The following is a 20,332-nucleotide window of genomic DNA, read 5'->3' on the forward strand; positions in this document are numbered from 1 at the left end:
TCGCCCGCGCGAGACGCCTCAACACGGAACTTCGCCGGCCCGCGATGTCACGCGACGGCTCGAGCAGATCGAACGGCAGGGTGTTCAGCCGTGGATAGACGAGCACGTCGCAGGCGGGATCGAGAACCTGAATGATGGACGCCAATCGCTCGGCGCGGCGCTCGTTCTTGGCGAGAAACGCAAGTCCGCTTCGCCCCTTCGCTTGCCACTCGGCCACCAGGTGCAGCGCCAAGAGCCCCAGAGGCGACGCGGAGGACACGGCAGGCTTCGCGGCTGCCACCTTCTTTGGCGCACCCGATATCGTCTTGCGCGGAACCGGCTTCGTTCGTGATGCGGCGTGCTTTGGTGAGGGCGTCTTCCGCTGCACCGAGCTGCGGGGATTACGAAGAACTGAGGGCAAAGATGGTGGCTCGTGTGTCGTTGAGGATGCCGGGACGAACGTCCGGCGAATCTGACGACAATTAGCGGATTCGGATCGTCGAGGGCACCAAGATCTCAAAGCGCTCCGCGCAGGCGCACCAGATCCCTATCCCGCCTCGGGAAGGTCAGAGACATGTCCCGAACCGGGAAAGTTCATGCGGCACATGACCTCATCACCGGGAATGCGCGCCATAGCCAGGCTCGACGCGCGTGACGATCGCGCAACGTCCCTCTTCAGCAAGCCGAGATGCGCGAGAAGGTGGCGGTGTTGCCCGACGACACATTTGAGTAGTTCGGCGGCGCGCGCCGCAGTCGCATGGGACGCGCCAGGCCGCCCCGATCAGGCGGCGCGGACCTCCTCGACGAAGCTGCCGACCTCGGTCTTCAGTTGCTCGGCCTGCCGCGACAGTCCGTCGGCCGCGTTCAACACTTCGCTCGCGGCGATGCCGGTTTCGGTCGCCGCCTTGCTCACGCCGCTGATCGTCGCCGTCACGTCCTTGACCGACTGCGAGGTCTGCTGAACGTTGCGGGCGATCTCCCCGGTCGCCACGCCCTGCGCATCGACAGCCGATGCAATCGCGTGCGAGATCGAGGAGACCTCCTCGATGGTCCCGGCAATGCCGCGGATGGCGTCGACGGCTTCCTTGGTGGCGGCCTGGATCTGCGAGATCTGCCCGCCGATATCCGCCGTCGCCGACGCCGTCTGGGTCGCCAGCATCTTCACCTCGGAAGCGACCACCGCAAAGCCGCGCCCGGCTTCGCCGGCCCGCGCCGCCTCGATCGTCGCGTTCAGCGCGAGCAGATTGGTCTGGGCGGCGATCGCCTGGATCAGGGTGACGACCTCGCCGATCTTCTCGGCGCCCTCGGCGAGCGTCTGCACGATCTTGTCGGTGCGCTGGGCATCGGCCACGGCACGGCCGGTGATCATCGAGGACTGCGCGACCTGGCGGCTGATCTCGGTGATCGAGGCCGTCAGTTCCTCCGCCGCGGAGGCGACCGTGCTGGCGCCCATGCTTGCCTCTTCGGCGGCAGTAGCCACCGTGGTCGCCTGCCCCTTGGTCTGCGTCGCGGTCGAGGACATCGACCGCGCCGTCGTCTCCAGTTCGGTCGCGCCCGAGGCGAGCTGCGCAACCATGGCGCCGGCCTTGGCCTCGAAATCGCGCACCAGGCCTTCGAGACGCGCCGCGCGCTTTTCCTTGACGACGCGCTCGGCGGCCTGCTCGCCGGCCAGCCGGTTGGTGGTGAGCATGGCCTCCTTGAAGACCTGAACGGATTGCGCCATGCCGCCGATCTCGTCCTTGCGCGTGGCGAACGGCACCTCGGCCTCGTCGTTCCGCGCCAGCCGGGTCATCACCTCCGACAGCTTCGCGATCGGATCGAGCAGATGGCGCACCAGCAGGATGGACGACGCCGCCGACAATCCCAGCACGAACAGGATGGCTGCGCCGGCAAACAGGATACCCTTCAATCCATCGGCCTCATCCTGCTCGGCGACAGCCTGCGCATCGCGCAAGGCGGCGTCGCGAATGCCCAGCAGCGACGCGTTCGCGGCCGTGGCCTGCCTGCGCCAATCGTCGATCGACACCTCGTAAGGCGTGGCATTGAAGGCCGCCTTGATCAGCCCCTCGCGCAGCGTCTTATCCGCGCCGAAATAACGCTCGCGCGCCGCACCGACGCTCGCGCGCGTCGCCTTGGGCGCATGGGTGTCGTCGCCGCGGTCGAGGATTTCGGCCCACAGCTGCGCCATCTGCCCCGTCGCAAAATTCAGTTCGTCCCGTTCCGCCGGAGAAGCCGGCCGGCCCGCCGTGACAAGCCCTGAAATCAGCAGCGACACCTGGCCTGCCGTCTGCCGGATCACCCAGCCTTTCTGGGCAACGTCGAGCAGATTGCCGGCCGTTGTGCTCAGCAGCATCGTCTCCTTGATGCCGCTTTCGAGCAGCTGGTTCAGGCTCGCCATCGCATCGGCGTAGTCGCGCATCGCCTTGGCGGCGATGCCGCTTCCGCGCTCGGCCAGCGGCTTGCTCCAGTTGGCGGCCGCTTCATTGCGCACGGCGGCGATCTTCGCCACGGCCGCCTGGACCCGCTGCGACAGATCAGCGTCGTCGCGCGCGAGCACAGCCAGCTTGGCCATCGCCTCGTCGCTGGTGCGGCGATTGTCGGCGAACTCCTTCAGCACGGCACCATCAGCCGGAGATTTGCCGCTCAGGGCGCGATTGACGGGACCGCGTTCGACAGTCAGTGCTCCCACCGCCTCGAAGCCGGCCGCCAGCCGCGTCTCGAGGGCGTGCGCCGCGATGGCGTTCTGATAGGCGCCCCAGCGCTCGCTGAGTTGAAGGCCCGATGTCAGGACGATGACGCCCGACATCAACGCCGCGATAGCAATTCCCGTCCGCTTGATGGACACGTCCTCGACTCCCCATTCCCCAGGACACCCCGATCACGATGGCGCGCCGAGCGCACCATCGCGAAAGGCCCTGCTCTACTTCAGTTCGAATTCCACCAGCTCGATGGTCGACTTGCCCGTATTCCGGATCGTCCGCGCCGGCCCGATGTCCTGCCAGGCGAAATCGCCGAACTTCAGGTTCAGCTTGTGATCCGGCTTGCCTTCGCGGCCCTCGATGAGTTCGCCACCCTGCACCACGATCCGCACGCCCGGCGCGGCCTGACGCATCGCCGGCGCGGTTTGGCCAGGCTGCAGGATCAATCGCCAGGCCTGAAGGCGATGGTTGTCCATGACCGTGACATAGGGCTCGGGACGCGCGGCCGGCGTGAAGCGGCCCGGCTCGGAGTCGAACAGCTCGAAGCCCGCAATCCGGAAGTCGCCGTCGCCCACATTGACGACCTGGTGGACGCCCGGCTTCTTCGTGTAGTTGGTGAACAGCACCTCGCCGACCTTGCGGGGCACGATCAGCGGCTTGCCGCCGAGCGGCGTCCCCTCCGCATTCGAGACGGCGAGATAGACCTGCGCGAAATCCCTGGTGTGGCTGTGATAGGCCGCCATGCCTCCGGCCGGAATCGTGACGTTCATGAACTGCAGATATTCGTTCTTGAAGGTCTGATCGTGGAAGCTCGCGAACTCGATCGGCACGATCTCGGGCTCGCCTGCCGCATTCGCGCGTCCCGGCAGCACGGCGGCGCCAATGACCTGGGCGCCCAGCACGGCGCAACACCCGCACAAAAACTGACGCCGTCCCATCGCATTCCGCATCTTGTCGCCTTGTCGTCTCGTTGAACTACGCATGCTGACCTGACTATCTGGATACCCCTTAAGACACGTTTAAGTGACGGCGCTCGCGCAGGTGTGAGAGCGCATGGCACGTCACATGCGAACGCATGCCTGCTGCATTCGCCGATGATCGTCAGCCGAAACGATCACTTGCGTGCTGATCGCGCAGTGAAGCAAAAAGCGGGCGAATGAGCCGATGGATGACGATGCAATGCCTGCATCCATCGGCACGCGCAGCGCGGACATGATGCGAACCGAGCGCTCGCTGCAGCGTCGACGGCACTGCTCCGAACCATCTCCCGACGACACCTGACTTTGTCAGGCTCCGCGCACCTGCCCCGGACGATGCCACGTTCGAACGCTCGTCGCGCTGGCAAGATCTGACCAGCGTCTGCAATCCCATTCAAGATCATGGACGGAAATCCAGGCAGGGAGCTCTGCCTCAAAGGAGAGCAACATGACTGTTTCAGCCGCGACGACCTCGCCGAATGATCATGCGACGATGATCGTTCCCCGCTTGTTTGTTCTCGAGCTCAGCGCGGGCAAGATTCACACGATGAACATCGACGGATCGGGCCGCGAGACGATCGTCACAGACTGCCGTCTTCCGGACGGCATCGCCCTCGACCTGGATGCGGGCCACATCTATTGGACCAATATGGGCGTTCCGAACCTCGATGATGGCTCGATCGAACGCGCCGACCTGGATGGCGGAAACCGCACCATGATCGTGCCGCAGGGGCATACGCACACACCGAAGCAGATCATCCTGCATCGGCGCGACCGCAAACTCTATTGGTGTGACCGCGAGGGCATGAAGGTCATGCGCGCCAACATGGACGGCTCCGCGATCGAAACGCTGGTGGACAGAGGGTCGTCCGAGCTCCGGCAGCCCGATCTGACGCGATGGTGCGTCGGCATCGCGATCGACGACGAGACCAACCGGATGTATTGGACGCAAAAGGGCCCGGAGAACGGCGGTCTCGGTGTCATCTACCGGGCAGGCCTGGACATTCCCAAGGGCGAGAGCGCATCGGCCCGGTCGGACATCGAAGTCTTCTTTGATGGCCTGTCCGAGCCGATCGATCTCGAACTCGATCACGGGCGTCGTCTGCTCTACTGGACGGATCGTGGCGAAGCCCCGCGCGGCAACACCGTCAACCGCGCCTCGATCGACAACAAGCCCGCTGAGCCGGAGATCGTGGTGCGCCACTTGAACGAAGGGATCGGACTCACGCTCGACCTGCCGAATGACCGCATGTTCGTCACGGATTTCGCAGGCTCCCTGTACGTCGCCAGGCTCGACGGCTCGGACCTGCAGAGCCTGCTGTTCGGCCAAGGCAACCTCACCGGCATCGCCTACGCAGAGATCGCTCGAAAGATCTGACAGGGCGCAGCGCTCGTGAAGATCGGGCGAAGCCCCAGGGCTTCCCGCGCTGAGCGTTATGGCTTTTCATCTGCGACGCGCTGATCGCAGCGTCAGCACGACATGCCGGCTGCAATACGCTACGGTCGGTGCACATGCACGGCATGACGCGCTCGCAGTGCGTCCGCGTCAAGCCAGTTCGGCGGCACGATGACACGCGACATAATGGTCTGGTCCCATCGCATCCAGCACCGGGAGACGCTGCGAGCAGACATCGATCGCGGCCGGACAGCGCTGCGCGAAGCGGCAGCCGGGCGGCGGATCGACCGGGCTCGGCGGATCGCCCTTGACCAGATAACGGCGCTTGAGATCATCTCGCAGCGGTCCGGGCGGCGCGGCGGCGGCGATCAGCGACCAGGTGTAGGGATGACGGGGCGCGGCGAAGATGTCGGCGGCCGGCGCCTGCTCGACGATCTTGCCGAGATACATCACCGCGACCTCGTCGCAGAATTTCTGGATCACGCCGAGATCGTGCGAGATGAAGATGTAGGTGAGATCGCGCTCGCGCTGCAGCCGCTTCAAGAGGTTCAGAATCTGCGCCTGGATCGCGACGTCGAGCGCGGACACCGCCTCGTCGCAGACGATCAGGTCGGGTTCGGGCGCCATCGCCCGCGCGATGCACAGCCGCTGACGCTGGCCGCCGGAGAACTGGTGCGGATACAGGTCGGCGGCCTGCGGCGGCAGGCCGACCTCGGCCAGCAGCCTGCGCACCCGCTCGTCGCGTTCGCTGCGCGTTCCGATCCCGAGCAGGTCGAGCGGCTCGCGGATCTGATCGCCCGCGCGGCGCCGCGGATTGAGCGCCGAGAACGGATCCTGGAACACGATCTGCAGATGCCGCCGCACCTCGCGCAAGGGCCGGCCGGTGAGGCCCGCGATGTCGCGGTTGCCGAAGACGATCTGGCCGGATGTCGTCGGCACCAGTCGCATCACGGCCTGCGCGGTGGTCGATTTGCCCGAGCCGCTCTCGCCGACGATGCCGAAGGTGGTGCCGCGACGAACGCGGAAGCTGACGCCGTCGACCGCATGCACGAATGACGGCTTGCCGTTGCGGCGCCCGGCCGGAAAGTGCACGACGAGGTCGTTGACGTCGAGCAGCACCTCGCGGGGGCCTGTGCCGCGGATCGCTTCGGCCATGCTCATGCCACGAGCTCCGTCTTGCGCCAGCAGGACACGGCGTGATCAGGCGCAATCGGCTCGAGCGCGGGCTGCGGCTTCGCGCGGCAGACGTCGCAAGCCTGCGCACATCTTGCAAGGAAGGCGCAATCGGCGCCGCGCGCGCCGAGCGGCGGCACCATGCCGGGGATCTCGCCGAGATCGACCCAGGGCTTTGGCGGCTCCCCAAGGGCGAGGTGCGGAACGCAGTTGAGCAGGCCCCGCGTATAGGGATGACGCGGCGCCGCCACGATTGCATCCGACGCCCCCGCCTCGATGCAGCGTCCGGCATAGAGCACGAGCATCTCGTCGGCGAGCTCGGCGACCGCGCCGAGATCGTGGGTGATCAGCAGGATCGCCGTCCCAGTGCTGCGTTGCAGCTCGGCCAGCAGATCGAAGATCTGCGCCTGCACGGTCACGTCGAGCGCCGTGGTCGGCTCGTCGGCGATCAGCAGCTTCGGCCGCCCGGCCAGCGCCATCGCGATCATCACGCGCTGGCGCATGCCTCCCGACAGCTGGTGCGGATAGGCGTCGACCCGCTGCTCTGCGGCCGGAATCTGCACCGCGCGCAAGAGCTCGATAGCGCGCTTGCGCCCGGTGGCGCGATCGAGCCCCTCGTGCCAGCGCAACACCTCGCCGATCTGGTCGCCGACCGTGAACAGCGGATTGAGCGCCGTCATCGGCTCCTGGAAGATCATCGACATGGCGCTGCCGCGCAGGCTCCGCATCTCCTTCGGCGACAGAGCCAGCAGATCCCTGCCCTCCAGCATGATGCGGCCCGAGGTAATGACGAAATCCTCCGGCAGCAGCCGCATCAGCGCCAGCGCCGTCATGCTCTTGCCGCAGCCGGATTCGCCGACCAGCGCCAGGGTCTGCCCCAGCGCGACCGTGAACGACAGGTTCTCGATCACGGGGACGAGGCGGCCGGCCCCGTTGCGCATGCTGACGTTGAGATCATCGACTTCGAGCAGCGCACCCATCACGACCTCCGCCGCAGGCGCGGGTTGATCGCATCGTTGAGGCCGTCGCCGACCAGGCTGATTGCGAGTACCGCGAGGAAGATCGCCGCTCCCGGGAACATCACCGCCCACCAGGCGTCGAGAATGTAGTTGCGGTTCTGGCCCAGCATCAGTCCCCAGCTCATGACGTTCGGGTCGCCCAGGCCCAGGAAGCTCAGGCCGCCCTCGAACAGGATCGCGACGCCGATCGCCAGCGTCGCCGACACGATCACCGCGGGCAGCGCATTCGGCAGCAGCACGCGCAGGATCAGGTTCGCATTGGAGGCGCCCGCCGCGCGCGACGCCTTGACGAAGTCGAGGTCGCGCAGCCGCATGAATTCCGCCCGCGTCAGCCGCGCCACCGAGGTCCAGCTCACGCCGCCGATCGCGAGCGTGATGGTGGTCAGCTTCGGCCCGAACAGCGTCACCAGCACCATCGCGAACAGCAAGGGCGGCAGGATCTGGAAGAACTCGGTGATCTTGACCATGATGGCATCGATCGCGCCGCCGAAGTAGCCGCCGACCGCGCCGATGACGAGGCCGATCGCGATCGTGATGAGCGCGGCGACGGCGCCGACCGCGAGCGTGGCGCGACCGCCGTAAATCAGTCCGGCCAGCACGTCGCGGCCGAGATAGTCGGTGCCGAACCAGGCATCGGCATCGGGCGGCATGAACGGCGCGCCGACGAGATCGAGCGGATCCACCGGATAGAGCGATGGCCCGACCACGGCCACCAGAATGATCAGAATCAGCATGCAGGCGCCGGCGACGCCGGACGGGCTCTTCATGAATTGCCGTAGCGCCAGACGTCCCGGCGAGGCGGCGGCCCGCGTGGGCAGATCGGCCGGCGACGTCGGCAGCGGCGCGGTGCTCTCGATCACCGTCATCGCCGCCCCGTCCGGATTCGCGGGTCAACGAGGCGGTAGACCACATCGGTCAGGATATTGGCGGTCATCACCATCAGCGCAGAGAAGAACAGCACGGCCATCAAGGTCGGATAGTCGCGCCGCAGAATGGAATCGAACACCAGCCGGCCCATGCCGGGCCAGCTGAACACGGTCTCGACCAGCACGGCGCCGGCGAACAGGTTGCCGAACTGATGGCCGGCGACGGTCACGATCGGGATCAGCGTGTTGCGCAGCGCGTGTTTGCCAACCACCAGCCACTCCGGCAGCCCCTTGGCGCGGGCGGTTCTGACATAGTCGGCCGACAGCGCCTCGATCATGTTGACGCGCGCCAGCCGGCTGTATTGCGCGATGAACACGAGTGCGAGCGTCAGCGACGGCAGCACCAGATGGCGGGCGACGTCGAGCATATAGGCGACCCCGTACTTCGGATTGACCACGTCGGCCATGCCGACCACGGGAAGGATCGGCCAGACCGAACCGAACAGCAGCAGCAACAGCAGCCCGGTCCAGAAGATCGGCGCCGCATAGCCCGCCAGTGAGACCACCGTGACGGCGTGGCTGAACAAGCCGTTCGGCCGCCGGGCGCTGACCACCCCGAGCAAGGTCCCGATCGCGAGTGCGGCGGACAGCGCGCACAAGGTCAGATACAGCGTCGCCGGCAGCCGCTGCAGGATCAGGCCGAGCACGGGCTGGTTGAAGTAGTAGGAGTAGCCGAAGTCGCCCATCGCGACGTTGCCGAGATAGATCGAGAGCTGCTGCAACAGGCTCTGGTCGAGGCCGTATTTGGCGCGCAGCGCCGCAACGACATCGGCCGACGCGCCGCCCATCTCGCCGGCGATCACCTGGACGGGATCGCCGGGAGCAAGGTGGATCAGGCAGAAGTTGAGCACCAGCACGGCGATCAGCAGGGCGACCGCATTGATGATCTGCCGGGCCAGATGGGTGGCGAATGCCATGATGCAGCACGTCTCCTCGTGGCTCTCGCGAACCGATGTCAGACCCGCCTCAGGTCTTCGGCGGCGTTTCCCAGTACAGCTCGTCGAGCGGCGACATCATGCCCCAGATCGAGTTCGGGAGATTGCCGAGCCCCTTGGCGAACGCATTGTAGTACGGGCTGACATTGATGAAGTAGATCGGCACATCCGAGACGACGATCTTCTGGAACTCCGAGTACAGCGCCTTGCGCTTCTCGGGTGAGGTTTCGACCGCCGCCGCCTGCAACAGCTCATCCACCTTCGGATTGGAGTATTGCTGCGTGTTCGACCAGATGATGCCCTTGCGGATGTTCGACGTCAGATAGGTGCGGTTGACGCCGATCACCGGGTCGCCCCAGTTGTAGACGGTGTCCATGGTCAGGTCGAAGTCGAAGTTCGAGACGCGCTGTGCCCAGGTGGGAAAATCAGGCGCGGCGCGCACCTCGAGATTGATGCCGACCCGCTTGAGCTGCGAGCGCATGTACTCGGCGACGTTGCGCTGCTGCTCGTCGCCGCCCGGAATGTAGTCGATGGTCAGCGAAAAGCGCGAGCCGTCCGCCCCCTTGGCGTAGCCCGCGGCATCCAGCAACGCCGCCGATTTGGCGTAGTCCACCTTGTAGGGTTCGACGGCCGCTTCGGCGAGCGGCGAATCCGGCGCGATCGGCCCCAGCGCTGGCGTGGCCTTGCCGCCCATCAGCTTGGAGACGATGAAGTCGCGGTTGGCCGCATAGGCGATGGCCTGGCGCACGCGGACGTCGTCGAGCGGCTTCTTCTTTGTGTTGAATGCGAGCCAGTTGAGCGGGCCGACGCCGGCCATGCCCTTGTCGGTCACGACCAGGTTGGGTGACTTCTGCAGCCGATCGATGTCGCGGGCGCCGGCGATGAAGGGAAACGCGCTGAAGTCGCCGCGCTCCAGCGAGACCACGGCCGCGTTCTGATCCGACACCAGTCTGACCACGATCTTGTCGAGCTTGGGCCGCCCGGGGATGAAGAACTTGTCGAACTTCTCCAGCGTGTAGTATTCGCCCTGCTTGTATTCGGTCAACTTGAACGGCCCGGAGCCGATCGGCTTCAGATTGGCCGGGTGGGTCTTGAGGTCCTGGCCATCGCCATAGATGTGCTTGGGCAGGATCGGCATCAGCGCCGGCGACATCGCCAGGAGCAGCGACGGGCTCGGGTTCTTCAGGCGAAGGATCGCGGTCGCGGGATCGGGCGTCTCGACCTTGTCGACCGCCGCCAGCATCGTCTGGAACGGATGATTGGCCTTGATCGCCATGATCGAGAAGGCGACGTCCTCCGACGTCAAGGGGTGGCCGTCGTGGAAGACGGCATCCTTCACCAGGTGCAGCGTGACGGACAATCCGTCAGGCGCGACCTCCCACGACTGCGCCAGATAGGGCTGCGGATTCCACTTGTCGTCATAGCGCAGCGGGCTGGCGAAGATCTGCGCGGTCGGCATCGCCGTCGCCATGCCCGACTGCACGGCGCCGTTGAAATGCCGTGGCACCTGCGTGGTCGCGACCACCAAGGTGTTGCCGCTGGATGACTGAGCCTGCGCCGCGGGCGAGGCGGTCGTGGCCGCGACGAGACCGAGAGCTCCGAGCACGAAATGTCGTCTGATCAACATGGCTATCCCGCTTCCTGATTTACGACAGGGTGGATGATGAGAAAGTCGCTTGGTGGTCCGATGTGCTCTGCTGTCATCGCATCACGCCGCAGCGGTCAGGGCGCGGTCGAGGATCGCGTCGAGTTCGTGATCCGATGGCAAATTCGCGGTACCCACGCCGGCGAGCGTGATGGTCTCGGCCGCAGCCGGCGCAGCATCATCCGCCGGCGTCAGCGACCAGTTGCGCGACACCAGTTGGAACACCTGCGCCCGGTCGTCGCCGTCGACCCGGCAAATTCCCTTCAGCCGCAGCAACTGGCCCGGCAGGTCGTGCACCGCGGCCGCCAGCCTGTCGCGATCGAAACGGCCGGCGCGCCGATAGGTCCAGCGACGGAAATCGCTCTCATGATCCACCGTTTCCGCCACCGGCTCGGCGCGGAATCGCGCGAGCCGCCCTCGTCCGAAAACGACCTGCTGCACGGGACTCAGGGACGACAATGGTTCGATCGGCACATCCGGACGGATGGCGCCGATGACGGCGCACGCCGCCTCGCGCTGGCTCTCGCTGGCGAGGTCGCATTTGCTCAGCAGCACGACGTCGCATCTGGCGAACTGGTTGCGGATGGTCTCGCCGACATGCCGGTCCTCGCACTGTGTCGCGATGCGGGTTGCATCGGCCAGCACGACGACGCCGTCGAGCCGCAGCGACGGCTCGACCAGCGCGATCTCGGCGATACGCCAGGGATCGCCGACGCCGCTGGCTTCGATCACGACGCGATCGAAGCGCCCGACATCGTCGAGCAGCCGCGCCAGCGTGTCGAGAAAGCCCGTCCCGATGCTGCAGCAGACGCAGCCATTGGTGAGCGACATCGTCGTGCCGTCGTGGCTGCGGATCAAAGCCGCATCGACGTTGATCTCGCCGAAATCGTTCACCAGCACCGCGCAACGCTCCGTGCTGGCGGACAGCAGGCGGTTGAGCAGCGTCGTCTTTCCGGCGCCGAGAAAGCCGCCGATCACGGTGAACGGAATGGGCGCTGATGCCGTCATGCGCGCGGCGCCTCCTTGACGACGCCGCCGACCACCGTGCCCCACACCGGAACGTCCTTCAGGGCCTCCGGCGCGACCGTCAATGGATCCTGCTCGAGGACCGCGAAGTCAGCATACTTGCCGGCCTCGATGCTGCCGATGAGATGGTCGAGCTTGAGCGTGTAGGCCGCGCCGATCGTGATGGCGTTCAGCGCCTGCTCCACGCTCAGCGCCTCGGTCTCGGCGCCGAGCTTGCGGCCCGACGAGGTCACGCGGTTCACGGCGCACCACGCGGTGAACAGCGGCGACAGCGGCGTGACCGGCGCATCGGAATGGATCGAGAAGGGAACGCCGATCCGCTGCGCCGTGCCGGTCGCATCGAGGCGGTTCGCCCGCTCCGGTCCCATCGTAAGCTCGTAGTGGGAATCGCCCCAGTAGAAGACATGATTGGCAAACAGGTTGACGCACATGCCGAGCGCCTTCATGCGGCGGAATTGCGCCGCGTCGGCCATCTGGCAGTGCTGCAGGGTGTGGCGATGATCCGGCCGCGGGTGAGCGGTCTGCGCCTTCTCCACCGCGTCCAGAGCAAGCTCGGTCGCCTCGTCGCCATTGGTGTGGATGTGAAGCTGGATGCCCGCCCTGTGGTACAGATCGACCAGCCGCGGCAGCTCGTCCGGCGCGATGTACCACAGGCCGTTCGGCGCGCCGTTGTGATAACCGGGCCAGCGCAAGCGCGCCGTAAAGCCCTGGATCGAGCCGTCGACGACCAGCTTGACGATGCCGTAATGCAGCTTGTCGTTGCCGGACTCGCGCAAGCCAACGATCTTCTCGATCGCCTTGTCCGGAGGATGCGTCGCCGAGGCCAGCGCCGGCACCAGGCGTACGCCGAACTCCGCCTGCTGCGTCGCCGCGCGGTAGAGATCGAGCGTGTTCTCGGTGAGATCGTTGTGCAGATCGGTGATCGTGGTGACGCCCTGCACGCAGGCCGACGACGCGTAGCGCTGCACGTCCGACATTGTCAGCAGCTCCGACAGCGGATTGCCCACCAGACGGAACGCCCGCAGCCGTGCCGCGATGCCTTGCAGCTCGCCGCTGGCCCGGCCGTCGGCTCCGGCGACGACACCGGAGATGTCGGTGGCATGCAGGAGCTGGGTGCGCTCCAGCACCAGCGTGTTGACCACGCTGATATGGAAGCTGGCGTGGATCACCATGATCGGCCGCGTCGTCGAGACCCGGTCCAGCGCTTCGCGCGTCAGCTTCTCGCCGCCGATATGCAGCGGATCGAAACCCCAGGCGAACAGCGTCGCGTTCGGATCGGTCATCGCGGCTTCGGCCTCGCGGAGCCGTGCGACGATCGCATCGATATCAGGCACGCCGGCCACCGCACTGCCCTCCGGCGAGCGCCGTTCGAACGCGCCGACATAGGGCAGCGACCACATCATGCCTTCCATGATGTGGCTATGACCTTCGACGAACCCTGGTAGCAGCACCTTGTCGCGGAAGCGCATGTCGATCCCGCCCTGCGGGACGAACTGAGCGATCTCAGCTTCACTGCCGGCCGCGACGATCCGCCCCTCTCGCACCGCAACGTGCGTCGCATGGGGTCGCGACGGATTCATCGTCACGATTCTGCGGGCGACGTAGACGACGGTATCTGAGCTCACCGCGAACTCCTTCAACTTCCCAGGACCCGTTTGACCAGGACCCGTTTGACCAAGAGCCATCTGTTGAAACCTGCGGTGTCGGACGAGTCCAGGCCAGCGCCAGATGCCATGCACAAATGGAGCCAGCCCATGCGAAACGGGGCCGCAGACTTTCCGCCATGGCGCGGTTTTTGCTTTAATTTCAGCAGCTCACAGGGTTGGGACCAAATACCTCGATGGCAAAATTCGCGCCCTTGCTGCGATCCGAAGCGGACCGGCCAACAGTTCCGATTCACGACCTCCTGTTCTGGGTCTCCTTGTTTGACGGCCTGGACCGCGGCGGCACTTTCCTGCAACTTCAGATCCGACAGATGATCGTAACAGCGATTGAGGATGGTCGTCTGCCGCTCGGCGTTCGCATGCCGTCCAGCCGCGATCTCGCCGCGCTGCTCAAGGTGTCCCGCAATACCATCGTCATCGCCTATGAGCAGCTCGTCGATCAGAACTTCCTGGTCTCGCGCGAGCGTAGCGGTTACTTCGTGGCCGGCCTGCCCAAGCATATCGGCGAAGCCCAGCAGCCCGCGACGGAGGTCTACAGCCGCCGCTGGACCGAGCGGTTCGCGCTGCAGCCGTCGGCGCTGCGCAACATCGTGAAGCCGCTCGACTGGCAGACCTATCCCTATCCCTTCATCTTCGGTCAGTTCGACCCGAGCCTGTTTCCGACCAACGACTGGCGTGAAAGCGCGCGCGCGGCGCTCAGCGTGCCCGAGATCAACAACTGGGCGCGCGATATGATCGACGGCGACGATCCGGCGCTGATCGAACAATTGCAGCGGCAGGTGTTGCCGCGCCGCGGCATTCGCGCCCGCGCCGACGAGATCATGCTCACGATCGGAGCACAGCACGCCCTGTATTTGATTGCGAAGCTGTTTCTGCAGCCCGACACTCCGATCGGCATCGAAGACCCCGGCTATCCGGACGCGCGCAACATCTTCGGCATGATGACATCGCGGGTCGTGCCGCTTCGGCTCGACGATCAGGGCCTGGTGCCTGACGACGCGTTCGCGCGCTGCGCGCTGGCCTATGTCACCGCGAGCCACCAGTGCCCGACCACGACCGCGATGTCGCGAACACGGCGCGAGGAGATTCTCAAAGTCGCGCGCGAACGCGACATCGTCCTGATCGAGGATGATTACGAAAGCGAGCTGATGCCGGAGGGCAGCAGCCTGCCGCCGCTGATGAGCCTGGATCGCGACCAGATCGTGCTCTATGTCGGCAGCCTGTCGAAAGCCTTGGCGCCCGGCCTGCGGCTCGGCTACGTCGTGGCGCCCGCGCCCGTCATCCGCGAGTTGCGCGCGCTGCGCCGGCTGATGCTGCGCCATCCGCCGCTGAACAACCAGCGCGTCGCGGCCTTGTTCATCGGCCTCGGGCACTACCGCTCGCATCTGCAGCAGGTCGGCCGCGTGCTGCTGGAACGCGCCACCCTGCTCGATTCGCTGCTGCCGCAAGCGCTGCCGGGCTGCAGCTGGTCGCGCGGACCGGGCAGCACCAGCTACTGGATCACCTGCCCTGCAGGAACGGACGCGGTGCGTCTGTCGGAGGTGGCGCGCGCCGAAGGCGTCGTCATCGAGCCCGGCGACGTGTTCTCCATCAGCCCGGAGGCGACACGCAACTGCTTCCGTCTCGGCTTCTCCTCGATCCGCACCGACCGGATCGCGCCGGGGATCGCCAAGCTCGGCCAGATCTTCGCCCAGTACACATCGTCGCAAGCCACCTGAGCGGCTACAGCAGGTCGCTCAGCCCCTTGAGCGCACTGCCGAGTGCGACGACCGCGAGACTCGCCATCGACACCCGGCGATGCAGCGTGTCGCTGCCGCGATGAAAGCCGAGATCGCCGAGCCAGGTGCCGACCAGCATCACCGGGATGCCGAGCGCAGTCAGCACCGCGATATGCAGATCGAGCAGATCGAACCATGCCAGGCTGGCCGTGCCGACGATCGAGGAGACCAGGAAGAACACCATCATTGAGGCACGCGCGGCAATCCGGCCGAATGCGCCCGAATTGTAGTAGACGATCACCGGCGGTCCGGGCATGCCCGCAAGGCCATTGAACAAACCGGCGGTGAGACCGACCAGCGCCGTGATCCAGCGCGCCGGCGCGGCCGTCAAACGAAACCCCGTATTCAGCAGCACGACCGCGCCGACCGTGATCAGGGCAATCAGGAGGCGTGCCGCCGATGCCGAGACCACGCTGAGCACCAGCGCGCCGATCGGCGAGCCGATCACGCCACCGAGGATCAGCCAGCGCAGCGATGGCCAATCGCAGACCCGCGAGGCGCGCGGCAGATCGCCGAGTCCTATCAGAAGCTGCAGGCACACCGCGACTGGCACCGATTGCGTGGGCGGCATGAACAGGCCGAGCAGCGGCACGGCCGTCAGCGCAAAACCAAACCCCGTGAAGCCGCGCACCAGCGCCGCGGCAAAGATCGACAGCGCCGCGGCGAGCACCAGTGGGGCGCTCGGCAGCGAGGTGGCGGCGATGTCATGGACCGCGACGGCCAGTTCCTGCAGGGCCATCGTCAAGGTGTGATGTAAGGACAAAAAGACGGCGTCATGCGCCCAGTCAGCAGGATCGCCATGGTCGGGAAAGGGCCAGCCGCGCCCGACCACCGGGCCAGTTCTGGCTACAGAGCTCGCCCGCTCTGGTTCTAGGGCCTCCAGCCGCCGGCATGGCACATGCGAGCCAAGCTCCAGCCGCGGAGGACATGACATGGCCGATCTCGAAACCGTCCGCAGCGAACTGCTCGCCACGCTGTTCGCCGCCTTCAACCGACACGATGGCGCGGGCGTGATGGCCTGCATGACCGATGACATCATCTTCGACGCGGCCGCAGGCCCCGACAGCTGCGGCCGGCGCATCAGCGGCGCGGCCGATGTGCGCGCCGCGTTCGAGGCGACCTGGGGCGGCATGCCCGACGTCAGCTGGGAGTGCACGCGCCATGCGGTGTTTGGCGATCGGGGCCTGTCCGAATGGATCTTCCGCGCGACGGCGCCGGATGGCCGGCACATCGAGGTGCAGGGCTGCGACCTGTTCGGCTTCCGCGGCGACAAGATCTGCACCAAGAGCGCCTTCCGCAAGGACCGGCCGCCGCAGCCGGCCGCGGGCGGGAGTGCCGCGCGATGAACATGCATGCCCTGCCAACGGCCGCCTATGACCCGCACTACGACCCGCTGGTCGCCGACGGCCCCGGTCGCAATCGCGACTACGCTCCGACCTACTGGATCGCCACCGCCGGCACGCCGCCGGAGAGCGACGGTCCGATCACGACCGACACGACGGCCGACGTCGCCATCATCGGCTCGGGCTATACCGGTCTCGCCTGCGCGATCTTCCTGGCGCGTGAGCACGGCATCAAGGCGATCGTGCTCGAGGCCAATCGCGTGGCCTGGGGCTGCAGCACGCGCAATGGCGGCCAGGCCCAGAATGCCTCGGGCCGGCTGACCCGCTCGCAATGGATCAAGCGCTGGGGGCTCGACGTCGCCAAGCGCATGCATGCCGAGGTCACCGAGGGTTTCGAGACCTTCGAGGAGCTGGTGCGGTCGAGCCCTGTCGATGTCGAGCCGCAACGCGGCGGTCATCTCTACATTGCTCACCGCCAGCGCAATCTCGACAAGATCGCGGCTGAATCGAAGGTGCTCAATGACGTGTTCGGCTACGCCTCGCGCGTGATCTCGCGTGCGGAACTGGCGAGCGACTTCGTCAACGAGGCCGAGGCCGTCGGCGCGGTGCACGAGCCGCTCGGAACCGGCGTGCATCCGGCCAAGCTCGCCTTCGGCTATCTGCAGATGGCGCGCGCGCTCGGCGTGCGGGTTCATACCGCGAGTCCGGTGACGCGCATCGAGCAGCGCAACGGCAAATTCGTGCTGCATACGCCCGGCGGCGCCGTCAGCGTCAACGGCGTCGGCATCGCCACCGGCGCCTATACCTCGCTTGGGCTGACGCCGGAATTGTCCGGCCGCTGCATGCCGATCCTGTCGAACTCACTGGTCACGCGCCCGCTCACGGCGGCCGAACTTGCGGCGACCGGCTTCAAGACGCGGCAGGTCATCACGGACACCCGCACCTTGCGCTTCTACTACCGGCTGCTGCCGGACGACCGGGTTCAGATCGGCAGCCGCAGCGCCATCACTGGCGCCGACGCCACGCATGACCGCCACCTCCAGCTTCTGGTCGACGGCCTGCATCGCAAATTCCCCGCACTCAACGGCATCGAGATCGATTACTCCTGGTGGGGCTGGGTCGATGTCAGCCACGACATGATGCCGCGCATCGTGCGCCCCGATCCCCGGGCGAAGCTGGTCTATGCGCTCGGCTATGGCGGCAACGGCGTGTCCTATTCGGCCCAGGCCGGCCGCCGCATGGCGCAGATGATCGCAGGCCAATCCTTCAAGGCACAGGACCTGCCGATCTTCACCTCGCCGTTGCCGACGCACCCGTTCGCGCCATTCCGACGCATCGGACAGCGGATGCTCTACCGCTGGTATCATCTGCGCGACGAGGCAAATTGAGCCCCTGCCGCTCGGCAAGATCCGGCGGGCGCCGCAGCAGTTGACACCTAACGATGCTGAGGGGGGCAGCCAGACTCCGCTCGGCCTTGCGCCCATCGCTCGACCGGCCGCCAGGCGACCGGGCCGCCCTGTGCGCGCCTGGTCGTTGCAGGGGAGAGTCTGACAAAGACGGCACACTCGAGACCAAGGCGAAGACGCTGCGCACGAGCCGCCTCACGGCTTTGCTGGTATGGCACCATCAGCCGTGAAGCTTGTGAAAGCTGACCGTAAGATCACCGCGAGCGGACCATGCTCGTCAGCCCCATGGCGCGTACGAGACGGCAGCTCAGAGCCCCGCACCCTTTGCGATCGCCGCGGTGAATGACCGGTCGAGAATCGCCGTCGCATCGAGCCGCTCCTTGATGAGGCCGGTGCGGGTGTAGAGGTCGATGGTCTTCTGCTCGTCGGCGACGACGGCGTCGTCGACCGGCACGATGCGCACCTTGGCGCGCTTCAGCCAATTGAGCGGCACGGCGGGCGGAATGTTCATCAGGCGGCCCCAGGTCTCGGCGTAGCTTTCGACATTGCCGAGCGACCAGGCGCGCGCGGCCGTCAGGCGCTGGACGAAATCCTCCAATGCAGCGCGCTTGTCCTTGATCGCAGTGGGGGTGGCGACCTGGAAGCTGAGGCCCGGCGTCAGCCCCTCGCCGGTGATGACGCGGCGGGACTTGAACAGCACCTCCTCCTGGCTGACATAGGGCTCCCACGTCGACCATGCGTCGACCGAGCCCTGGGTGTAGGCGACCTTGGCATCGGAGGGCAGCAGAAACACGAGCTGGATGTCATTGGTGGTCCAGCCCCGGGATTCCAGCGCGGCAAGAACGAGCTGATGTCCGATCGAGCCACGGCCGGTGGCGATCTTCTTGCCCTTGAGATCGTCGAAGCTCTTGATGGCCGAGTTCTCGGGCACCAGCATCGCCAGCCCTTCCTGGGTCTGGCGGATCGCGGCGATCGCCTTCACGGGCACGCCGGAGGCCGCCGCGAAGGTGAAGGGCGCATCGCCAACGAGGCCGGTCTCGATCGCGCCGGCGCTGAGCGCCTCCAGCAACGGCGCCGCGGCGACGAACTCCTTCCACTCGATCGTGTAGGGCACATCCTTGAGGACGCCCGCCGCCTCCATGACGGCGCGCGCATTGCCCTTCTGGTCACCGACGCGCAAGCTGGCCTGCGCAAGCGCGGATGCAGTGAATGCGAACAGCAAGCCCGCGGCAATGAGTACGCGCTTCATTCCGCCGCCACTCCCTTGGCACGCTGGCGGCCCGCAATCAGCGCGCGCGTCGCCGGGATCAGCGCGCGCCCGTAATCGATGGCATCGATCAGCGGATCGAAGCCACGGATCAGGAAATGACTGATGCCGAGATCGTAATAGTCGCCGAACACTTCCGCCACCTGCTCCGGCGTGCCGACCAGCGCCGTGGTGTTGCTGTTGGCGCCGGTGAGCTTGGCGATCTCGGTCCACAGCCGCTTGTCGACGCGCTTGCCCTGCTCGGCGATCGCCAGCAAGCGCTTGGCGCCGTCGGTGGCGTGGCCATCAGCCGGCTTGCGGTAGCCCGTCTGGTGCTGCAGCGCGGTGGCGCGCTCCAGGATGTCCTGCGCCCTTGCCCAGGCCTTCTCCTCGGTGTCGGCGAGGATCGGCCGCACCGACAGCGAGAAGCGCGGCGCCGGACGGCCGTGCTTCGCCGCCGCCGCGCTGACGCGGGCGACCTGCTCGCGCACCTGCGCGTAGGACTCGCCCCACAGCGCATAGGTGTCGGCATGCTTGCCCGCGACGTCGATCGCCGCATCCGAGGCGCCGCCGAAATAGATCCGGATGCCCTCCTTACGATACGGCTTGACCTGCGCGAACGCGTTCTCGACCTGGTAGTACTTGCCGGCGTAGCTGAACGGCTTCTCGCTGGTCCATTCGGCGCGGACGATGTCGAGGAACTCGCTGGTCCGGGCGTAGCGCTCGCTCTTGTCGTCGAGCGTGTTGCCGTCCTGGCGCAGCTCATTGGCGTTGCCGCCGGTGATGACGTGCAGCGCGACGCGCCCCTTGGAGAACTGGTCGAGTACTGCGAACTGGCGCGCCAGCAGCGTCGGCGAGGTGAAGCCCGGCCGCTGCGCGATCAGCACGTTGAGCCGCGAGGTGACGCCGAGCACGTGCTGGGCCACCTGCAAACTGTCCGGCGAGGTCGAGTGGAACGCCAGGAGCGCGCGGTCGAAGCCGGCATTCTCATGCGCCTTGGCCACCGTCTCGATGTGAACGGGATCGAGCACCGGCCCCTGGCGGACGATGATCTCGGACGAGTTGTTGTTGGAAATGAAGCCGATGAATTCGATCTCGGACATCTGTCCTGTCTCCTTGT

General features: G+C 66.3%; 17 protein-coding genes. 4 read left to right on the forward strand and 13 right to left on the reverse strand.

The window, feature by feature from the left end:
- Positions 1-760 precede the first annotated feature (760 nt).
- The 3 genes from ACQR0Z_RS30600 to ACQR0Z_RS30610 all read right to left on the reverse strand — a co-directional run bounded on the left by ACQR0Z_RS30600 (position 761) and on the right by ACQR0Z_RS30610 (position 3,892).
- The gene (locus ACQR0Z_RS30600) at positions 761-2,824 is read right to left on the reverse strand and encodes a methyl-accepting chemotaxis protein (protein ID WP_434921104.1); all 2,064 of its coding nucleotides are present in this window, start codon (positions 2,822-2,824) and stop codon (positions 761-763) included.
- A 75-nt stretch (positions 2,825-2,899) separates the two neighbouring features.
- On the reverse strand, positions 2,900-3,580 hold the full coding sequence (locus ACQR0Z_RS30605; protein WP_434875654.1) for a hypothetical protein: 681 nt from the start codon (positions 3,578-3,580) through the stop codon (positions 2,900-2,902).
- A 159-nt stretch (positions 3,581-3,739) separates the two neighbouring features.
- Positions 3,740-3,892 (reverse strand): hypothetical protein, encoded by a 153-nt coding sequence (locus ACQR0Z_RS30610; RefSeq protein WP_434921105.1) that lies wholly within the window; start codon positions 3,890-3,892, stop codon positions 3,740-3,742.
- 211 nt (positions 3,893-4,103) lie between these two features.
- Here ACQR0Z_RS30610 and ACQR0Z_RS30615 point away from each other — a divergent pair, with 211 nt between their 5' ends.
- On the forward strand, positions 4,104-5,033 hold the full coding sequence (locus tag ACQR0Z_RS30615) for a 3-hydroxyacyl-CoA dehydrogenase (RefSeq protein ID WP_434921106.1): 930 nt from the start codon (positions 4,104-4,106) through the stop codon (positions 5,031-5,033).
- 168 nt (positions 5,034-5,201) lie between these two features.
- Here ACQR0Z_RS30615 and ACQR0Z_RS30620 read toward each other — a convergent pair whose 3' ends face one another.
- From ACQR0Z_RS30620 to ACQR0Z_RS30650, 7 genes are all read right to left on the reverse strand, one after another.
- Complete coding sequence (locus tag ACQR0Z_RS30620; RefSeq protein WP_434921107.1) at positions 5,202-6,212, reverse strand: ABC transporter ATP-binding protein; 1,011 nt, start codon at positions 6,210-6,212, stop codon at positions 5,202-5,204.
- Complete coding sequence (locus tag ACQR0Z_RS30625; protein WP_434921108.1) at positions 6,209-7,204, reverse strand: ABC transporter ATP-binding protein; 996 nt, start codon at positions 7,202-7,204, stop codon at positions 6,209-6,211. The genes ACQR0Z_RS30620 and ACQR0Z_RS30625 overlap by 4 nt, the downstream gene beginning before the upstream one ends.
- Complete coding sequence (locus ACQR0Z_RS30630; protein ID WP_434921109.1) at positions 7,204-8,109, reverse strand: ABC transporter permease; 906 nt, start codon at positions 8,107-8,109, stop codon at positions 7,204-7,206. The genes ACQR0Z_RS30625 and ACQR0Z_RS30630 overlap by 1 nt, the downstream gene beginning before the upstream one ends.
- Entirely contained in the window at positions 8,106-9,086 is a 981-nt protein-coding gene (locus tag ACQR0Z_RS30635) for an ABC transporter permease (protein WP_434921110.1), read from the reverse strand. The genes ACQR0Z_RS30630 and ACQR0Z_RS30635 overlap by 4 nt, the downstream gene beginning before the upstream one ends.
- Positions 9,087-9,135: 49 nt before the next feature.
- Positions 9,136-10,731, reverse strand: a complete 1,596-nt coding sequence (locus tag ACQR0Z_RS30640) for an ABC transporter substrate-binding protein (protein WP_434921111.1) — start codon at positions 10,729-10,731, stop codon at positions 9,136-9,138.
- 81 nt (positions 10,732-10,812) lie between these two features.
- Positions 10,813-11,757 carry a CobW family GTP-binding protein gene (locus tag ACQR0Z_RS30645; RefSeq protein WP_434921112.1) on the reverse strand — a complete coding sequence of 315 codons (945 nt, stop codon included), beginning with the start codon at positions 11,755-11,757 and terminating at the stop codon, positions 10,813-10,815.
- Positions 11,754-13,400, reverse strand: a complete 1,647-nt coding sequence (locus ACQR0Z_RS30650) for an amidohydrolase (RefSeq protein ID WP_434921113.1) — start codon at positions 13,398-13,400, stop codon at positions 11,754-11,756. Before ACQR0Z_RS30650 ends, ACQR0Z_RS30645 begins: the two co-directional genes overlap by 4 nt.
- 215 nt (positions 13,401-13,615) lie before the next feature.
- On the opposite strand from ACQR0Z_RS30650, the gene ACQR0Z_RS30655 reads away from it, so the two are divergent.
- Positions 13,616-15,157 carry a PLP-dependent aminotransferase family protein gene (locus ACQR0Z_RS30655; protein ID WP_434921114.1) on the forward strand — a complete coding sequence of 514 codons (1,542 nt, stop codon included), beginning with the start codon at positions 13,616-13,618 and terminating at the stop codon, positions 15,155-15,157.
- A gap of 4 nt (positions 15,158-15,161) precedes the next feature.
- On the opposite strand, the gene ACQR0Z_RS30660 is transcribed toward ACQR0Z_RS30655, so the two are convergent.
- Positions 15,162-15,956, reverse strand: a complete 795-nt coding sequence (locus tag ACQR0Z_RS30660; protein WP_434921115.1) for a sulfite exporter TauE/SafE family protein — start codon at positions 15,954-15,956, stop codon at positions 15,162-15,164.
- A gap of 193 nt (positions 15,957-16,149) precedes the next feature.
- On the opposite strand from ACQR0Z_RS30660, the gene ACQR0Z_RS30665 reads away from it, so the two are divergent.
- Together ACQR0Z_RS30665 and ACQR0Z_RS30670 are read left to right on the forward strand one after the other, a co-directional pair.
- Entirely contained in the window at positions 16,150-16,563 is a 414-nt protein-coding gene (locus ACQR0Z_RS30665) for a nuclear transport factor 2 family protein (protein ID WP_434875642.1), read from the forward strand.
- The gene (locus tag ACQR0Z_RS30670; RefSeq protein ID WP_434921116.1) at positions 16,560-17,948 is read left to right on the forward strand and encodes an NAD(P)/FAD-dependent oxidoreductase; all 1,389 of its coding nucleotides are present in this window, start codon (positions 16,560-16,562) and stop codon (positions 17,946-17,948) included. Before ACQR0Z_RS30665 ends, ACQR0Z_RS30670 begins: the two co-directional genes overlap by 4 nt.
- Before the next feature lie 325 nt (positions 17,949-18,273).
- On the opposite strand, the gene ACQR0Z_RS30675 is transcribed toward ACQR0Z_RS30670, so the two are convergent.
- Complete coding sequence (locus ACQR0Z_RS30675) at positions 18,274-19,215, reverse strand: ABC transporter substrate-binding protein (protein WP_434921117.1); 942 nt, start codon at positions 19,213-19,215, stop codon at positions 18,274-18,276.
- Entirely contained in the window at positions 19,212-20,315 is a 1,104-nt protein-coding gene (locus ACQR0Z_RS30680) for an LLM class flavin-dependent oxidoreductase (protein WP_434921118.1), read from the reverse strand. The genes ACQR0Z_RS30675 and ACQR0Z_RS30680 overlap by 4 nt, the downstream gene beginning before the upstream one ends.
- Positions 20,316-20,332 lie beyond the last annotated feature (17 nt).

It is taken from the genome of Bradyrhizobium sp. HKCCYLS3077 (assembly GCF_051167555.1).
GTDB lineage: Bacteria > Pseudomonadota > Alphaproteobacteria > Rhizobiales > Xanthobacteraceae > Bradyrhizobium.